The following is a 16,787-nucleotide window of genomic DNA, read 5'->3' on the forward strand; positions in this document are numbered from 1 at the left end:
TGTTCCGCCTCCTCTAGCCGCTTCTCCAAAACCCTAAAGAGCCATTCTCCTCGATTGCATTTACAGAGAAAAACCGCGCTGCCTTTTGGCAAAATCTCATACTTTTTACGGATTAAATCCCTGTAACTTTAATTTTTCCAGATTATATAACCATATACCTTATAACACCTAATATAATTTCTTGATAATTTCCTCTGATTTTTCTGATAAAATTTTCCTCTTACTCTCTTATCTGTCTTCTAAAGGTGTTGCAGGAATTTATCTTTATATCGAGCAGCTTCTCGATATTCATTTTTGCAGCAATGCCTTTTGCAGCTCCAGGGACTGAGGTAATCACACCGATATCGAGTTCTTCACGCAGCTCGCGCATGACATGCTCGTCTACGAGATCCATGACATCGACTCCGAATTTTTTTGCCACGTATTCTTTTGCCTCGCCTATGCGCATGTTCTTTGAGAACTGCATCCTTGCAACAAGGTCACCTGCAGCTCTTATTCCTGTCATACCAGAAGCCATTATGTGGGAAATCGGCATACCCAGAGGGTCGCCGACCCCGATCTATATGCCATCGACGCCTGCAATTTCGACCATTGCCTTGCTTGCCCTCGTAACAGCATCAATCGGAGGAGTTTCAAGCATGGGGATTCCGCCGACTCCCATGCCCATATCAACATGGCAGGGCAGGGTGGAAACCTTAACTGCTTCTTTTATGAAGGTAACTGCACGGGCAAGGTTCCAGACTGAAGTCTTGCTTGTATTTGTGTTTACCACAGGCCCGAAAACGTTTGCTCCGGCTTTTGCAACAAGAGGAGCCTGCTGATGAGGCCAGAGCCCTGCAAGGGTCACTCCATCATACTGAAGGTTTCCGTGCATGCCAAGCACCATTTCCCCTGCCATTCCTACTTCAATGTACATATCAGGGAACTCCTTTCTAAGGGCTTCGACCGCATGGAGGGTACCGTACATATCAGCATCTCCTGCAGCCGCAGTTGTGTCGAAGTTGACACCATCGGCTCCTGAAGCAAAGAGTTTCTGCATAATCCATATAGTATCCCTTGTCAGGTGTTCTGCAGCGTGTTCCATTGATTCCCAGGCTTCCTGAATCTTGAAAGCTTTCATAAGGTCACCGGGGTTCTCGAAAGGACCATCAGGGGTATAATAGAGTCCCATATTGGGCATTGCACCGTAAAACAGCGGAATAATCATGTTCTGCTGGCAAACTTCCATTGCCTGGCACTCGTTTGAAACAACAGGCTTTACAGGCTTGAAGCTGTAGTCAATGTGTCCCAGTTCCATTGTGTCGGCACCAAAAGCCCGCTCGTGCATCATGCACCCAACAAGCCGGCTTGAAGGAATTCCAACGCCACTGTTACCCTGGTCACCGTCAAGCCTTATAGTACCAATGTCGTGCGTTACAGGAACTTCCATGCCCTGTTCCACACTTACGGCCTTACCCGGCATCATCAGAATTTCTGCAAGCTTGTCAACCTCATTGGCATTCAGAGTGGGAATTTCACCAAGGTCAGCAGCATTTGCAGTACCTGCCTCAATTTCCTCCATAATCTTCTCTTTTGTAAGGAAGATTCTCTTTCCGTCTCCCATACGCAAAGCATATTCTGTTGCCATTTCTCTTCACTTCCTGACCAGTAGCTCTTTTGCCTTTGCCACTGCCTCGCTTGCGTTTTCGGCATAGCAGTCTGCACCAATCTTGTCAGCCCATGCCTGGGTTGCAGGTGCACCGCCTACCATGACTTTTATTTTGTCCCTGAGCCCTTCTTCCTTGAGGAGCTCGATTACATCCCTCTGCCCCTGAAGAGTTGTGGTCATAAGGGCGGAAACTCCAATCATATCAGCATTGACTTCCTTTGCCTTTTCGATAAAATTCTTGATTGGAACATCACGGCCGATATCATACACCTCAAAACCAGCAGACTGGAGCATTGTGGACACGATTGATTTTCCAATGTCGTGCACATCTCCCTCTACGGTACCGTTTACGATAACCCCCAGTTTCTTTGTCTGAGTTCCTGCAGGCATTTCAGCCTCAAGAATCTTGACTCCTGCAGTCATTGCATCGGCGGCCATCATTACGTGTGGAAGGAAAAGTTTTCCTCTCTCAAAAAGGATACCTACCTCGTTCATACCTGCAGCGAGTCCTTTTTCAATTATTTCTGAAGGTTCCATTACTTCTTTTGCTTTGTTTACGGCATCAATTACTCTATCCTTTTTACAGGAAACAATTGATTCTGAAAGTTCCTGAAGTAACTCTTCTTTACTTGCCATTTCAATCCCGTTATCCAGATTTTTGTTTTATTTTAGAAAGCTTTTATCAACCTTTATCCTTTATAAATAGAAGGCGTGGCTTTTCTAATTCTCGCTGTAGTTAGAAAATTATTCACTGCAGAGATGGCTGCCAGGATCTAGGGGTTTCAACTTCAGCATCCTTATTAATACAATGATCGAACATTTCCAATCGAGTTTTTTCCATAACTACAACTCTTATAATCCCTTGCTGCCTGTAAACCCCTAAATCTGGTTTTCACCCCTCTAACCAGATCATAATGTTCCCAAATACTTCTTCTCTATGGGAAGATTCAGCTTTTGAAATCTTCAAGCAAGCCGTCCTATCTAAACTTCCATTTTGAACTCCAAGGACAGTCTTGATAAAAATTAATATTCTTCTGAGCTTCCCTATATATTATTTTAGATTTATGTATTTATTCTTATCTTAGAAACTATTTTATGCATTAATTAAATCTTCCGACTTATGCAAATACAATAAGATTTTATCCAATACGCTTTCTAGAAAATTTAAACTCCATGAAACTCTATAGAGTTTGCTTACATTATATGACAGCTTCCAGGTGTTTACAGTATGGTACCTTTATTTTCCAACAATTTCTGAGGGTTTTCCGCCATACTTCAGGCAGGAATTACCAAGCTCTTTTCGAGAAATACAACTGATTAGGTCAATATTCCAGTCCTGGCTTCTTCTCTGTAGCCTTCTGCTATGAATAGAGCCAGAGTGGGATATATAGCGCCAACGCGATGCACTCAATAGGCGTAGATGTCCATCCTATTTCACGACTGTTCAGAAATATTATATCTATAAAACAGAAGGGCAGATTGAAAAGTCCATAAGCCAGCGCAATAAATTTCCAACCTCCTGAGCTTTGGAAGATCTTTCAAACCTCACACGTTCTGGATTCAATTTTGCTTTCTGGACTAATCAGTCGTTTTCCATGCCTGAACTTTCTCCCACTGCAAGCATAAGTTCTCCATAGAGTAGCTTTTCCAGGGTTTCGGCTACATATTTCCTTTGCTGATATTTTTGGATATCCTCATGCATCCTGAGGTCGGAATCTACCTGGACTCGCAGGAGAGCAAAATGGAAGGCTTTTTCGTTCTTTATCGGCGCGGTATAGAAAGCCTCTAGCAGGTAAGGGAGTTTGAGGGGATCTTCAATGACTTCGCTTAAAAGCAGCATTTCTTCGGGAATATCCTGATAATGCGAAGATATATCTTTTTTCCCTGTAATAAGCTGCAGGTTTTTTTCAGAATACCTTTTCTCTAAGATAATAATTTCACCAACTATATCTCTCACCTCTTGTTCAGATCTCATTCAGATTAAATTGGGATCCCCTTTTAACAGTCTACGGGATAGACTTCCAGTATTCCTGGAGAGATAATTAAGTTTCTTAAGTTATACGTGAAAAAGGGGATAAAACGGGTCTCAGGCCAGCATTCCCTTCACGATGACATCAATTGCGTCGTCTTCTTCAAGGCCGCGAGCCATCAGGGTTTCTACCTCTTTTTTGTCCACACACCCAATTGCAGCCTCATGGGTTACTTTGGCAAGAGGGTTATCAACACGTACGATGGGAACAGCTTCGGCTTTTGCATTGCCCTGGATAACCTCCATGCAGTCCACATGCCCTCTAGCTCTCGGGGCATGACCCTCGGTAATTCCCCTGAATTCCGATTCCGCGTTATCGGTAATGGCCAATCGGCTTTTAATCACGCTTCTTGCATTTTCCCCATTAAGGGATATTTTTTCTAGGATTTTTATTTTATCGTTCTTTTTCCCATAGACTTTGGTAACCATCTCACAGATAGCATCTTTCTCGGCATCCACGCTGTAATCAAGCTCAAGATATCCTACTCTGCCCGAGGTAAGTGAGAAATTAGTAAAGTAACTGCCTCCTTCCTCTATCTTTATATGGGCTTTCGGAATCACCTGAATTCCTCCGTGGGGACCGTGGAAGTGAGTTTCCGTATACCTTAATGAGGCATTTTTCCTTATGACCATTTGGGCATCCATTCTATGAATAACCTTCACAGCATTAGGAAATGTACAGTGAGCAATGAGCTCAACAGCCGAATCTTCTTCTGCCACGAAATTCATCTTAATTTCCTGAAGCCCGTCTTCCGGGATAAGTCCAAAACATAGGTGAACAGGATGTGGAATTTTATATCCTTTCTTAATGGTCATTTTAATATCCACTCCATGTTCGGTTTCACGCTTTTCGAGCACGATTCCTTCTGTCCCGTTCGCATTGAGCACTTTATTCCCGCTTACCACAAGGCTTGCAAGCTCATGCTTATGCAGTACTGCAGCATCCCCTCCTGCTGCCGAATAGGCTGCGTCCATTTCTTTGATTTCGCTGGAAAGCGTATTAACAGTTATCTGGGTCATTGTTAAGCCGCCTTTGATGGGTATACCCTGTTATCACACGGTATGCACCTGTTTTTGAAAAATTCGCTGATTTCCAGGGGGTCTCCGCTCCTGAGGATAGCCCCTTCGCACATCAGGGACGCCTTATCGGATGCGGCTGCAATCTCCTCCCTGTGTGTAATTACAAGTACCGAGGAACCGTTTTCCTTTAAGGTCTGGATCAAAGCCACGATCTCTTTTAAGGAGACAACATCGATCCCGGAATCCGGTTCGTCAAGGATTGCAAGTTTTGGTTTCATCGTGATTATCGATGCAAGTTCTATGCGTTTCCTTTCCCCTCCGCTGAGTGCTTCACCAACTTCCCTTTCCAGGTATTTTTCGGGCTTAAGGTCAACTTTCCTCAGGGCCTCTTTAAGTTCCTCCTCAGTAATGCCCCCATTGCCTTTTGCCCCGATTGCCAGGTAATCCCTGACTTTCAGCCCTTCAAAACGAGCAGGCTCCTGCCAGGCAAGAGTAATGCCTTTTCTTGCACGTTCGGTTATTGAAAGCTGTGTGATATCTTCCCCATCAAAGATGAGGTTGCCTTCTTCGTATTCGTAACCCTGGAGTCCCATCAGGGTATATGCAAGTGTACTTTTTCCCGCGCCGTTTGCACCGATAATGCTGTGAATTTCCCGGTCGCCTACCTCAAGATTGACCCCATGCAGGATTTTCTTCCCATCACGGCTCAGCACCAGGTTTTTTAATGATAGAATATACGACACCTCTAGTAAGTTTTTAGTTTTAAACCTGCAGCAGATCCCTGCAGCGCTGCAGATCCTCAACAGTATTTACGTTTATTGCTAGTCTGGGATTGTCAAGTATCAGATTAAAGTCTTCCTGTTCTTTTCGGATTTGAGAACTGTCCAGGATATTAATTCCGGCAGGTACTATGAGCTTCCCATCTTTATTAAAAACTGTGTCCGGCCTGATTCCGGCTCCTTTGCAGACATTTATCGGGACATAGACCGAAAGTGCAGGCTTTCCTTCTTCTCTATATTTCTCAATTACTAAATCGATGAGTTCAGGGTTTATCAGGGGGAGGTCGGACATGATAATCATTACAGGGCCAGTTGTTCCTGCGGTTTCTACCGCATGGATCATGTCCCCTACATAGTTTCCGCCAAAGGTCCTTATTACGCGGACTTCTCCTTTGTAGCGCTCCTGAATCATGATTTCAGTTTTGGGAGTAACAGGTGAGACCGCTACGAAAACCCTGTCAATACCCTTTGCGGCTCTGAGGGTATCTATTACGTAGGCTATGAGCGGCTTTCCAAGCAACTCAACACATGGCTTTTCCCCCATTCCAAGCCTCTGCCCGAATCCCCCTGCCATTACAATAGCGTCCATTCTAAACCTCCCATGTGTCCGTTCAATGAGAGCTTCAGGATAACTGCGAGAATAGTAAGAGCGGTCACCCTGCCGATTTCGTTAGCAGTACCGATTCCGTCGCCATTTAAGCCGCCGAAATGGGCATAACTCCGGTTAAGAATCACCAGAGCCGAGATACAGGCTCCAAGATAAGCCAGAAGCCCTATCCACCCGAAGGGCAGGAAACAAACAACGGCACCGAATACGAAGCCTATCAGGAAATTCTTTCTTGTTGCTCCGTTTATAGTCATGGTTCCAAGGCCAGGATAAGCCTGTTTTTCCCGTGGAGGTATTGGCTTCCCAAAGGCAGCAATAGTCAGCATTGACTGTTTTGCACTGACTTCGGCAATAAACATTGATCCAAACATTAGAACCGGAAGGTCAGGTCCGACAACAGCCAGGCCTTCTTCCTGGATTGCCCTTATGGAACCATAAAGGGCCAGCAGCAGCAACATGCAAAAAGCTGCCCCTCCTGTCCCAAGGGTTGTATCCTTGAGAGCTTTGAGCTTTTTTTCTCTCGATCCGTGGGCCATGAAACCATCTCCCATATCAGTAACTCCATCGAGATGGTTAAACCCTGTTATATAATATATGAATCCCATAATAAGGGCTGCAAGCACTGGTCCGGGAAATATTATCTGCCCGATGTATGCAATTGCCCCTATAAGAAGCCCGAGAACGGCTCCTACCACGGGATAGAAGTAGATCTTCTTCATTAGCTCATCGATCCCTTCCATGCTGATTCCCACAGGGATCGTGGACAGGAAGCCAAAGCCTGATTTAAAAGCCAGCAAATATGAATTCATTGGATATCGCCTGTTTTTCAATCCTTTCTTTCAAACTCTGCCATACCTCTTGAATACATGTTGGAGGACACGCCTCCTATGAGGCCTCCTATTATGTCATCCATAAAAGGCCCGAGCTTTGAAAGGATTCCGGGTTTCTGTTTATCGTACCTGACAAACTCAAACGTGCCTTTGGAACCGCTGATATAGTTTGCAATACTTATGCCAAGCACTTCATCTGCAATTATAAAAGTAAGGTCCTTTTCATAGGCTTTTTTGCTGAGGTTCGGAAGGTTTCCTGCCCTGCCTTCTCGCTCCAGCAGGATTCCGGAATAGATCAGAAGGCAGAGGTTTGGATCAGAAAGCGCGTACTTGAGCTCCCTTTTGAACAGAGCGTCGGCTTTCTCCCTGGTCTCAAGCCCCGGATGTGGAACATACATTTCCAGAGCCGTATCTGTAAGATCCTGAATACTGATGCCTTCTTCAGCCAGGACGTCGAGAATGTCGACTGTAGCTTTTTCTTGTACTTTCTCAGACTGTCCTTTTTTCAGGTCCCTTTCCTCAATATCGGATAACTTCATATGATCACTTCGGGGTTGTTAAACGGTTCTATTAGATTTCGAAAATCTTTAACAACATCACATGGCTTTTCTGGGAGACCTGCTTCCACATGAAGTTCTGGATGTCTAACGGAATTGGCTCCGGTGGCAAAGGAAAAGTCACGGATGCAGGTGTATCCCTGCTATCTGGATTACTGCCGCAAAGGCAGCAAGCGAGAAGCCTGAAGCTACTGCTATTAACTGGGATACCCTTTTTATATCTTTTACTTCGGTCGGGGGATATAAGGCCCCAAGTATGTAATTATCAGGTTTTTCAAGTTTTATTCCGAGCGCTCCTGCAGTAGCTGCCATGGGATAGCCGGAATTGGGGGACGGAGTTTTCATTCCGTCTTCAAGGGCGCTCTTTATGCTGTTTAAGGGGAAAATTTGCCCAGGCTTTTTCGGGAGCAAAGCCATTGTAAGGGCTGCAGCAAGAATAAATATAACTGAGATTCGGGCAGGGATCCAGTTCAGTACATCATCGGATTTTGCCGAGAAGTATCCGAGTTCCCTATACGGTTCGGTTTTGTATCCTACCATTGAATCCAGAGTACTTATGGCTTTAAACGCATACGCGGCAATAAGCCCGTATCCCCCGAAAAGGGCATAATAGAATATCGGACTCAGGATACCATCAACGTAATTCTCTGATACGGATTCGATGACTGCCGACGACATCTGGGTTCTGGTCAGTTTGGAAGTGTTACGGCTCACGTATATCGGGAGCATCTCTCGGACTTTCTCAAGCCTGTTTGCTTCAAGATGCCCGTAAATCTCCCTTGCAGGGCTGAGCAGACAGTTAATGGCAAAGGTAGCTTTCAGGAAATAGGCTTCGAGAAGGAGCCCAAGTACGCCTGGCATTCCCGGAAGGGCTGCAATGTAAAGCACTGAGTATCCAAGCAAAGCTGCGAAAAAAACGCAGCATAGAGCCATTGCAACTCCGTAAATCTTTCTGTGAGTGCGAGGAGCCGCATTTTTCAAAAAGTTGATTAATTTTCCTATCCACACAACAGGGTGTACGGCAGCAGGCGGTTCCCCGAAAACTATGTCTATTGCTGCTGCAAGCAGAAGCACGAGAGCAAGATGCCCGCTGTCTGGCAAAATCATAGGATAGGCTCCATAACTTTCTTCCATGCCACTTTCACAAGTTCGTCTGTGTCTCCTTCCTGCATAAGACAGTCAAGGATTTTCTGGGCGGTCTCTTTCTTGTGAACTAGATGACAGTCAACGCAGCTCCATACCTTGCCGCCTCTTGAGCTCTCAATCCATTTTCCTCCTGTGCGCTCGTTTTCACAGGGATAGAACGGACAGAAGCAGAAGGTGCAGTTCTGGCCTTCAAAGTGGCAGGGATAATACTCGCAGGTTTTCCTGCCTCCGATGCCTTCTTCAGAAGCCTTTTCTATTACATGCTGAAGTTCGCTTTTCGCCTGTTCTTTGCCCCACTGGGTAATTACGTCCCCTATTGCGGCAATCAGCTTGTCATTTTCTTCTGCAGTCCGAACTGCAACCCTTATGTAGTCCTTTCCGAGGCCATGGAAGGAAGAACAATCCCTTACAAGGACTCCGTGAGCTGCCAGGCGCGCACTTAACTCAGTCGAGTCAAGCATGAATTTGCTGATATTGACAAAAATAAAATTTACATTTACTTCTCCGGCTTTAAAACCCCTTATCCTGTCGAGTTTCGCTTTGAGCTTCTCGCCTTCTTCCCTGATCATAAGCCTGGCTTTTTTCAGGTACGGATTTTCTACCCCGCCTTCAATATTAAGAAGCGCAGTTCCCATGGCATTTGCCAGGGTTCCAAGGTTCCACGACAGCCTTGCAGTATCTAGAATCTCAGCCACCTCAGGAGAAGCTATTCCGAAACCTATCCTGATTCCAGGGATTGCGAAATCTTTTGTAAGGGAGCGCATGACAAAAACATAATTACTGCTTATTGGAAGGTCTGCAATGCTCTGTGAAGGATCCGATAGCTCGATAAAAGCCTCGTCAACGAAAAGAAGGGTTTTATGCTTTGCACAGCGCTCGGCAAGGGCTTTGATTTCATTCCTTGTACGGAGCTTCCCTGTAGGGTTATTGGGGTTGCAGATAAACAGGATTTTTGCTTTTTCCAGAAGCTCGTCAGGAAGTGTTTCTACCTCGTCTTGGTTTGGGTACTGAAGTTCCGCCCCCATAATCCGGCACTGCATTTCATATTCCCCGAAAGTGGGCTGAGGAAGAAGGACAAGATCTCCTTTTTCAACCACACATTCCACTACAAGCCTTATAATTTCTGTTGAACCGTTACCCGGGATTATATTCTGCGGGGCTACCCCAAGTCCTACAAACCTTGCAGCAGCTTCCCGAAACTCAAGATACCTATTGTCAGGATATTCGGTAAGTTTCTTAAAGCCGTTTTTAAGAACCTCATCAAAATTCAATCCGCTTTCCGGATGCTCAAAAGGATTTCCCAAAGGATTAAAGTTGGCACTGAAGTCAAGAATTTCGCTTTCAGGGATCCTATAAGTCTCAGATGTTTCCTGAATTAATCCTCCATGTCTGCAGGGCTTCAGGTTCATCAGATGCTTCCTTAAAGGTACACTTCTTTGCTCTGACACGATGATCGCAATTATTTAGTGTAAATCATGTATATTAAGCTGCTTATTATATTATTCATTTTAAACTTGCCTTTATTTGCTTTACAATTGTTTGATTGCGAAAACTTCTCTTTCCGGAATCCATTCTACTTTATCTTACAGGACAAATATATTAATTTAGATTTTTCATTGTTATTTGTGCTTTTTTTTTTAATTCAGATTTTTTCTTTGTTATTTATGTTTTTTTCCTTATCTTTATCTTACTTTTTTCTTTATCCTTCAGCATTCCATTCCTATCGGTTTCATATAGTATCGAAAAAGTAAAATAGCTTGCTTTTAACTTAGTACAATCCAGAATCATTCAGGATCATTCAGAGTCATTTGGAATCGTTCAGAATCACAAGAATCATCAGAATCATCCAGACTAGCTGAAAAAGATCGCATCTATCAGCAACATGCATTAACGACATGCATAAAGTTAGAAGAACAATAAAACCTGGTTCGAAGCTCAGTAAATCAGGAACATAAGGAACATATTTGAGATTATCAGGTGCATTTAAAAATGATAGTTAATAGACCAAGAGGGACCCGGGACTTTTTACCTGCCGATACTGCCCGGAGAAGATACGTGGAAAGTATTATGCGCGATGTCGCCCGCAAATGGGGCTACAGTGAGATCATTACGCCCACGTTTGAACATCTTGACCTTTTTACCCTGAAGTCAGGGGAAGGAATAATAGAGGAACTCTATAACTTTGAGGATAAAGGCGGCAGGGAAATGACCCTCAGACCCGAGCTTACAGCCCCTGTCATGCGCCTGTATGTGAATGAACTCCAATCCTTCCCGAAGCCTCTGAAACTATTCTACTTCGAGAATTGTTTCCGCTATGAACGCCCCCAGAAGGGTCGTTTCAGGGAATTCTGGCAGTTCGGGGTTGAACTTATAGGAAGCGGAAAACCTGATTCAGATGCCGAGGTTATCGCCCTTGCCGATGCCCTGCTAAAAGCTGCTGGAGTGAAGGGGGATATGAAAATTGGAAATCTTGCAGTCATACGCACACTCCTGAGTGGTCTTGAAGCCGAAATTGTGAGCAAGGTCATGCGCTTTGTGGATAAAAAAGAATATGCAGGCCTTGAAGCCCTGCTTGATGAGATCGGAGCCGAGGAAAAGCTCAAGTCAGATCTCTTCCACCTTATTAAGCTGGAAGGCAAGTATATCCTCCCCGAAGTAATAAAAATTGTCGGGAATATTTCCGAACTCGTCAGTTTTGAGAAAACCCTCAATCTTCTTGATGCCTATGGGGTAGACTATTCCCTTGACTTCGGGATTGCCCGCGGGCTGGACTACTACACAGGCATGGTTTTTGAGGTCTATGCCGAGGGTCTCGGCGCCCAGAGACAGGTCTGCGGAGGCGGCTCCTACCAGCTTATCCAGCTTTTCGGCGGTGGAGACGTACCCTCAACCGGCTTCGGAATCGGTTTCGACAGGGTAATGGAAATCTCTCCTCTCACCCCGCCCACCCCCAAAACCCTTGTCCTTGTATCGAAACCCGATGTCCACCTCGAAGCAATTCGCTTTGCAAACGAATTAAGAAAGCACGTGCCAGTCCACATAGACCTCATGGAACGCAATTTCAAAGCCCAGCTCTCCTATGCAAATACAATCAATGCCGATTACGTTGTCATAGTCGGGGAAAAAGAATTAGAAGCTGGAAAACTTACGCTGAGAGATATGGTTTCAGGAGAACAGGAACTTCTGACGCTGGAAGAGATTATTGAGAAGGTTTCACATAGCTAAAGTTGAAAGCTTCTTTTTCCATTCTTTTTACCCATAAATTGGGTTCCATTGCAAAAATTCAGCATAAGCATGTAAATCTATAAGTAATGAATAAAAGACAAAAGATCCAAGGAAAATGTACCGACATTATAAAATTATACCAAATAATTGATTAATATATTTGACTTCATTAAGAACAGAGTAATTTAGATCAGTTACTATCTTTTTCTGTCATTATTTTCTTTAAATTTCGATAACTCAATATTTATTTTAAGTACCACCTTACTGTTTGCAAGATGATTTATCCTGCAAAGTGTTTTCATTTAAAGGCATTTACTGAATATCGATACTCATAAATTCCTGTTATTTCATAGTATCGATCTGATATTTTTTGCAACGGAATACGTTTTGCAAAATTAATCAATGACTCATGGGTACGACCAGAATTCCACGGCATTCACAAGTTTTTATAAGATCTACTACATATTTAGATTTGGATGATCTTTTGGACCCTATCCGGGAACGCGAAAAAAATAAACTGAATAGTAGACTAAAAAGAACCAGCATCAAGAACTTTGATAGGATTTATGAAAAAATAAAAATCTGAGGGGGTATAAGGAATAAGGAGCGCATATCAGGATGTAGTGGAGGAAGTAAAAAATCTTAAGGGAATTGAAGAAGCAGTAGCTCTGGCGATTGAGAGAGAAAAAGAAGCAAGGGACTTCTACCTGAGTAAAGCCGCTTTAATGGAAGATCCTAAATTTAAGGAGCTTTATGAATACCTGGCAGATGAAGAAGCAGGGCATATAACCTATCTTGAAGTGTACCGTGATACAAAACAATTGCCCGTAATCAGTACGAAAACAAAAAGCGGCCAGTCTTTCACTCCAGAGTTCAATGTTACTCAAACAAAACAATATATAATGTTACACATGTACGATCAACAGACAACTTTCCCTCCTGAGTTCGATACAATTCGAACGACAAGTGGTGAAGCTAAACTTGGGGACGCCGGCATCCATATTGCAGCTATGAGGCACGAGAGAAAAAGCGAGGACTTTTATTCGGAACTAGCAAAAAGAGTTGGAGACGATACACAGAAAAACTTCTTCGAGATGCTGGCAAGATACGAGAGAAGTCATTATGAGGTTCTTGACAGTTATCTTGATTACATCACCGGCTTCAGGATGCAGACTTGAAAAACTGAGAAGATTGTGGAGATATGAAAACTTTCCTAGCGTGGATATAGTGAGTAAATTTTGGAATCAATATGTTAAGGCATTAAAGATGTGATATTCATGATGTGTCTTCTAGTCATTGCCAAAAACTCCCACCATAGTTTTTTTATTACTAAGAGATAGCAGAGATCGCGAATATCCCCTCCCTTTAGAAGCCGTCCGACAATTACTATAAGTAATTAACTGGACTTCTTTTTTTATTTAGAATTTTTAAACATTATTTTTTTACATGTTTTTGCCCTGAAATTTAACTATCTGAACATCTTCATCTTCAAGATAGAGTTATACAGCCTCTTTGAGCTTATCAATAGTTTCCTCGATTGTCTCTCCTTGGCTTGCTACGTCAAGCTCCGGGCACCAGGAGACATACCATTTATCTTCTTTGTGGATTACGGCTGAAAACTTATAGATCTCTTCCATATGTGAAACTAGGTTATATGCGCTGTTAGATTTTTCTTAAATCATATACATTATTAGAGTAATCGCATAAATGCTCACAGTTCATTGCACATAAATGCTCACAGCTCATTGCACATAAATGCTCACAGCTCATTGCAATTCAAATAAAACAAGAACAAGAAACTGATTTTGAATACAGATGAGCTCCTATAAAAATCTACTCTCAAAGTTTATATAGAGTCGATACTAAATTTTATAAAGACTCTGAATAAAATATAATTTCGGGGATTTATACAGAGCCTACTTTTAGTTATGTACTGAAACAACAATTAAAGGGGAGGATTATAATGAAGAATCTATTTGATTTAACCGGAAGAGTTGCTATTGTAACAGGGGCTTCTTCAGGGCTTGGAGTGGATTTTGCAAAAGCTCTGGCAAATCAGGGTGCAAATCTTGCTTTAGTCGCACGCAGGGAAGAAAAATTAAAGGAAGTACAGAAGGAAATTGAAAAACTCGGCGTAACCTGCCGCTATTACGTGTGTGATGTAACGAAAACCGATCAAATTAAAGATGTTGTAGAGCGGGTGGAAAAAGACTTCGGCAGAATTGATATTCTTGTAAATAATGCCGGGCTTGGGCTTGTTGATGCTGCTGAAAAAACAACAGATGAAATGTGGCGCACAATGGTTGATACCAACCTGAACGGGGTTTATTTCTTCGCCCGCGAGGTCGGAAAAGTAATGCTGAAGCAAAAATACGGAAGAATCATTAACATAGGGTCGATTCACTCAACCGTGTCAATGAAAGGATTACCTGTCACAGCTTATTGTGCAACAAAGGGCGGAGTATTAATGCTTACTAAGGCTTTGGCAACTGAATGGGCAAAAGAAGGCATTACGGTTAATGCAATCGGACCCGGATATTTTGCGCTTGGAATGGCCGAAGGAGTTGTTGCTGATCCGGAATTTGCGAAAATCATTGAATATATGTCTCCGATGGGACGTGCAGGAAGGTCCGGAGAGCTCGATACGACAGTTATTTACTTAGCATCCGATGCGTCGACATTTATCACAGGTCAGATAATTACAGTTGACGGCGGCTGGACTGCACTTTAACGCAAAAAAAATTCTGTTTTACAATATTTATTTCCTTGAGAAATAAAAGCTAAATACTCCCTTCAGATATTAATTTTCATATTTTTATCTATTTTTCAACAAAAACATAGCGAATGCTGATGCACCCATTAGCAAATTGAATAAAGCTGCGATTAAGAATACCTTAACCTCTGGATTTACGTCTTCACTCAGATTATTATTTCGTAGCCAGAAGAGTAGCAAATTTTTTATACTCTGGCAGACTAAATTCATTATTCTCTATTCTCGACACTCAGAATTTCAGGAGTTCTGGATGGGGGGCTAATTTACGGTTAATGAAGGTCCAGTTTTGCCTCGTCGGATTGGAACTGACGAATCTGCTGTTACTTCGCTTCCTTTCAGGCTTACGGTTTCAGGCATCCTTTTTGCTGTAATTTTACTTCTCTCCTCAGTTTACCTTTTTGATTTTCTTGAGGAGGCAAAAGAAAATGCAGCTCTGAACGAGATCTCAAAGCTTACGGCTGCTGCCGAGCAGCTCTCACTACATGGGGAAGGAAGTGAGATTTCCCTGGAACTCAGGCTTCCTGAAGGTGTGAGCGTGGATTTTGGGGCTCTGCCCGGCCGGGAAGACAAATGGCCTGCGGATGCAAATGATTACTGCGTCCGTACAGCAGAAAAGGTCACTTTCTACTATTCTGCCGCTTCATTTTCAAATCCTGAGCTTAATGGGTCCGTATCCCTTGCTTCAGGCAGGCACAGGCTCTTTCTCTCTACAAAGCTCGAACCAAAATCCGGAAGATTATTCGTACTTATTTCCGAAAAAGAAAGCCTTTAAAAAATCTGACACTCAGGAGAAGATTTGCTGTGAGAAATTTCGCTCACGATGACTCGGCATGGGCCGATTTTCTAATCTCAAAGGCAGCACTTATTCTTGCAAGCGTTATTTTGTTTGCAGCAATCTTTCATCTGGCTGCAAGCTTTAAAGAGCTTGAGATTCAGGAACAGCTTGATATTCTTGCCCGGGATTTTAAAACTGCGGTAGATATGGTTGGATCAAGTAACTCAGGATCGGATAGCCTAAGACCAGATAATTCAGGTTCAGATAATTCAGATCCAGGTAATTCAGGTTCAAATAATCTTCAGGCGGATGCTTACTATTGTTTTGAAGATGAGGAAATTTTCAGGAATTCGCCTTTTATGGAAGATATAAAAGTAAAAATTTCAGGAGAATACATCTGTCTTGAAACCGAGTATCGAGAACGGAGTTTCAGGGCTGTCAAACCCTTTACATTCAAAGTTTTACCATTTAATGAATCCGTCCTGCATGAAAAGCTCAGTACAAAATTCGGAGCTCGAGGCGATGAAGAAACTTCCCTTACAGCTGATTATGCCGAAATAGAAGCTTTCCTTCAGGCAATCGGGACAGAAGAAGCAGTTTTAGATCCAAATGAAAAAATTTCATTGAAAAAAAAGCTTATTTATGTAAAAGATGAGGAGGGAGTTTCTGCTTTTGGCTGTGTCCTTGCTTATCAATGATTGGCTCAAGGTTCATCTCAAAAGTCTTCTCAAAAATCCCATCGAGAAACTGCTGCCCAAAGGTCGGTTAGTGACTGTGTATCTACCCTGCACTGCCATAACGCCTGTAAAACAAACGTGCGCTGCAATGTTCACTGACGAACGAGCAATAATTGAACCCCACGCCGATTTGCTTTCCGTAGCCCTTGCTGTCACAGGTTTTATGGTTTTTGCAGCCCTGATTTCGCAGACCTACTTCGGCTATGAGGACCGTTCATTTGCCTTGGAGAATTATGAAAGCGCTTCCCTTCTTGCCGAAACCCTTGCTGACAATCCTATCCTGAAGACAGGAAGTTCAGGTTTGCTGTCGGCAACTGCCCTTGATTCTCTTTCAGGCCCAGATGGATTCAATGAAAGAGAAAGGCTTTTTGCAGCTTTTTCCGAGAACTACCGATTTCTGGTTGAAATCCGCACAGGGGACGCCCAGTGTTGCTGGCGGATTATGCCGGACAATGTTGAGCCTGAAGCTTTTGCCGACGGTAAGGAAAAGGTTGCAGCCTCTGTACCTGTTGTTATTGAGTTGAATCCTGCACAATCGGTGCCTGGGTTCCTTACTGTCGTGATTTATAAGACGGCATGGACGTAAGAAAACCAGTAATAAATGATAGATAAGTAAATTCGAAGCGAGAAATGAGGAACGAAAGTGTAAATATGGGTTGAG

16 protein-coding genes and 1 pseudogene are annotated in these 16,787 nt (G+C 43.3%); 6 read left to right on the forward strand and 11 right to left on the reverse strand.

The genetic code is table 11. The features are described from left to right. Positions 1–220 precede the first annotated feature (220 nt). The 10 genes and pseudogenes from mtbB to cobD form a co-directional block, all read right to left on the reverse strand. Positions 221–1,627 (reverse strand): annotated as a pseudogene (mtbB, locus tag AOB57_RS05650) ([dimethylamine--corrinoid protein] Co-methyltransferase). Positions 1,628–1,633: 6 nt separating this feature from the next. After that, on the reverse strand, positions 1,634–2,284 hold the full coding sequence (mtbC, locus tag AOB57_RS05655; RefSeq protein WP_054297638.1) for a dimethylamine corrinoid protein MtbC: 651 nt from the start codon (positions 2,282–2,284) through the stop codon (positions 1,634–1,636). 946 nt (positions 2,285–3,230) lie between these two features. Continuing rightward, positions 3,231–3,623 (reverse strand): hypothetical protein, encoded by a 393-nt coding sequence (locus AOB57_RS05660; protein ID WP_054297637.1) that lies wholly within the window; start codon positions 3,621–3,623, stop codon positions 3,231–3,233. Between the two features lie 111 nt (positions 3,624–3,734). Further along, positions 3,735–4,697, reverse strand: a complete 963-nt coding sequence (locus AOB57_RS05665; protein WP_054297636.1) for a SufB/SufD family protein — start codon at positions 4,695–4,697, stop codon at positions 3,735–3,737. 2 nt (positions 4,698–4,699) lie between these two features. Continuing rightward, a complete protein-coding gene (locus tag AOB57_RS05670) occupies positions 4,700–5,440 on the reverse strand; it encodes an ABC transporter ATP-binding protein (RefSeq protein WP_226999657.1) in 741 nt (246 codons plus the stop codon). A 19-nt stretch (positions 5,441–5,459) separates the two neighbouring features. After that, positions 5,460–6,065, reverse strand: coding sequence for an NTP transferase domain-containing protein (locus AOB57_RS05675; RefSeq protein ID WP_054297635.1), 606 nt, complete (start codon positions 6,063–6,065; stop codon positions 5,460–5,462). Beyond that, positions 6,050–6,892 (reverse strand): adenosylcobinamide-GDP ribazoletransferase, encoded by an 843-nt coding sequence (gene cobS / locus AOB57_RS05680; protein ID WP_054297634.1) that lies wholly within the window; start codon positions 6,890–6,892, stop codon positions 6,050–6,052. The genes AOB57_RS05675 and cobS overlap by 16 nt, the downstream gene beginning before the upstream one ends. A gap of 17 nt (positions 6,893–6,909) precedes the next feature. Beyond that, positions 6,910–7,452 carry an alpha-ribazole phosphatase CobZ gene (gene cobZ / locus AOB57_RS05685; RefSeq protein ID WP_054297633.1) on the reverse strand — a complete coding sequence of 181 codons (543 nt, stop codon included), beginning with the start codon at positions 7,450–7,452 and terminating at the stop codon, positions 6,910–6,912. Positions 7,453–7,590: 138 nt separating this feature from the next. Further along, positions 7,591–8,577, reverse strand: a complete 987-nt coding sequence (locus AOB57_RS05690; protein ID WP_054297643.1) for a cobalamin biosynthesis protein — start codon at positions 8,575–8,577, stop codon at positions 7,591–7,593. Then, positions 8,574–10,064: a threonine-phosphate decarboxylase CobD gene (cobD, locus tag AOB57_RS05695; RefSeq protein WP_054297632.1), complete on the reverse strand. Its 1,491-nt coding sequence runs from the start codon at positions 10,062–10,064 to the stop codon at positions 8,574–8,576. Before cobD ends, AOB57_RS05690 begins: the two co-directional genes overlap by 4 nt. Positions 10,065–10,605: 541 nt before the next feature. Between cobD and hisS the strand changes: the two genes are divergently transcribed. Both hisS and AOB57_RS05705 read left to right on the forward strand, forming a co-directional pair. Further along, positions 10,606–11,841, forward strand: coding sequence for a histidine--tRNA ligase (gene hisS, locus AOB57_RS05700; protein ID WP_054297631.1), 1,236 nt, complete (start codon positions 10,606–10,608; stop codon positions 11,839–11,841). Positions 11,842–12,464: 623 nt separating this feature from the next. Next, entirely contained in the window at positions 12,465–13,019 is a 555-nt protein-coding gene (locus AOB57_RS05705; protein WP_226999658.1) for a ferritin-like domain-containing protein, read from the forward strand. A 321-nt stretch (positions 13,020–13,340) separates the two neighbouring features. Here the strand turns inward: AOB57_RS05705 and AOB57_RS05710 are convergent, their stop codons facing one another. Beyond that, positions 13,341–13,478 (reverse strand): type II toxin-antitoxin system HicB family antitoxin, encoded by a 138-nt coding sequence (locus tag AOB57_RS05710; protein ID WP_082384029.1) that lies wholly within the window; start codon positions 13,476–13,478, stop codon positions 13,341–13,343. A gap of 326 nt (positions 13,479–13,804) precedes the next feature. Between AOB57_RS05710 and AOB57_RS05715 the strand changes: the two genes are divergently transcribed. From AOB57_RS05715 to AOB57_RS05730, 4 genes are all read left to right on the forward strand, one after another. Further along, positions 13,805–14,572 (forward strand): SDR family oxidoreductase, encoded by a 768-nt coding sequence (locus tag AOB57_RS05715; protein WP_054297629.1) that lies wholly within the window; start codon positions 13,805–13,807, stop codon positions 14,570–14,572. A 328-nt stretch (positions 14,573–14,900) separates the two neighbouring features. Further along, the gene (locus AOB57_RS05720) at positions 14,901–15,386 is read left to right on the forward strand and encodes a hypothetical protein (protein WP_054297628.1); all 486 of its coding nucleotides are present in this window, start codon (positions 14,901–14,903) and stop codon (positions 15,384–15,386) included. 29 nt (positions 15,387–15,415) lie between these two features. Next, positions 15,416–16,087, forward strand: coding sequence for a hypothetical protein (locus AOB57_RS05725; RefSeq protein WP_054297627.1), 672 nt, complete (start codon positions 15,416–15,418; stop codon positions 16,085–16,087). Continuing rightward, entirely contained in the window at positions 16,068–16,712 is a 645-nt protein-coding gene (locus AOB57_RS05730) for a hypothetical protein (RefSeq protein ID WP_273076683.1), read from the forward strand. Before AOB57_RS05725 ends, AOB57_RS05730 begins: the two co-directional genes overlap by 20 nt. Positions 16,713–16,787 lie beyond the last annotated feature (75 nt).

Source organism: Methanosarcina flavescens (assembly GCF_001304615.2).
Lineage (GTDB): Archaea > Halobacteriota > Methanosarcinia > Methanosarcinales > Methanosarcinaceae > Methanosarcina > Methanosarcina flavescens.

What these genes read in the sequence shown, in the direction of transcription:
- cobS (WP_054297634.1), bottom strand. Translation starts at nt 6,892, where the DNA reads ATGAATTCATATTTGCTGGCTTTTAAATCAGGCTTTGGCTTCCTGTCC.
- mtbC (WP_054297638.1), bottom strand. Translation starts at nt 2,284, where the DNA reads ATGGCAAGTAAAGAAGAGTTACTTCAGGAACTTTCAGAATCAATTGTT.
- AOB57_RS05660 (WP_054297637.1), bottom strand. Translation starts at nt 3,623, where the DNA reads ATGAGATCTGAACAAGAGGTGAGAGATATAGTTGGTGAAATTATTATC.
- AOB57_RS05710 (WP_082384029.1), bottom strand. Translation starts at nt 13,478, where the DNA reads ATGGAAGAGATCTATAAGTTTTCAGCCGTAATCCACAAAGAAGATAAA.
- AOB57_RS05715 (WP_054297629.1), top strand. Translation starts at nt 13,805, where the DNA reads ATGAAGAATCTATTTGATTTAACCGGAAGAGTTGCTATTGTAACAGGG.
- cobZ (WP_054297633.1), bottom strand. Translation starts at nt 7,452, where the DNA reads ATGAAGTTATCCGATATTGAGGAAAGGGACCTGAAAAAAGGACAGTCT.
- hisS (WP_054297631.1), top strand. Translation starts at nt 10,606, where the DNA reads ATGATAGTTAATAGACCAAGAGGGACCCGGGACTTTTTACCTGCCGAT.
- AOB57_RS05665 (WP_054297636.1), bottom strand. Translation starts at nt 4,697, where the DNA reads ATGACCCAGATAACTGTTAATACGCTTTCCAGCGAAATCAAAGAAATG.
- AOB57_RS05690 (WP_054297643.1), bottom strand. Translation starts at nt 8,577, where the DNA reads ATGATTTTGCCAGACAGCGGGCATCTTGCTCTCGTGCTTCTGCTTGCA.
- AOB57_RS05675 (WP_054297635.1), bottom strand. Translation starts at nt 6,065, where the DNA reads ATGGACGCTATTGTAATGGCAGGGGGATTCGGGCAGAGGCTTGGAATG.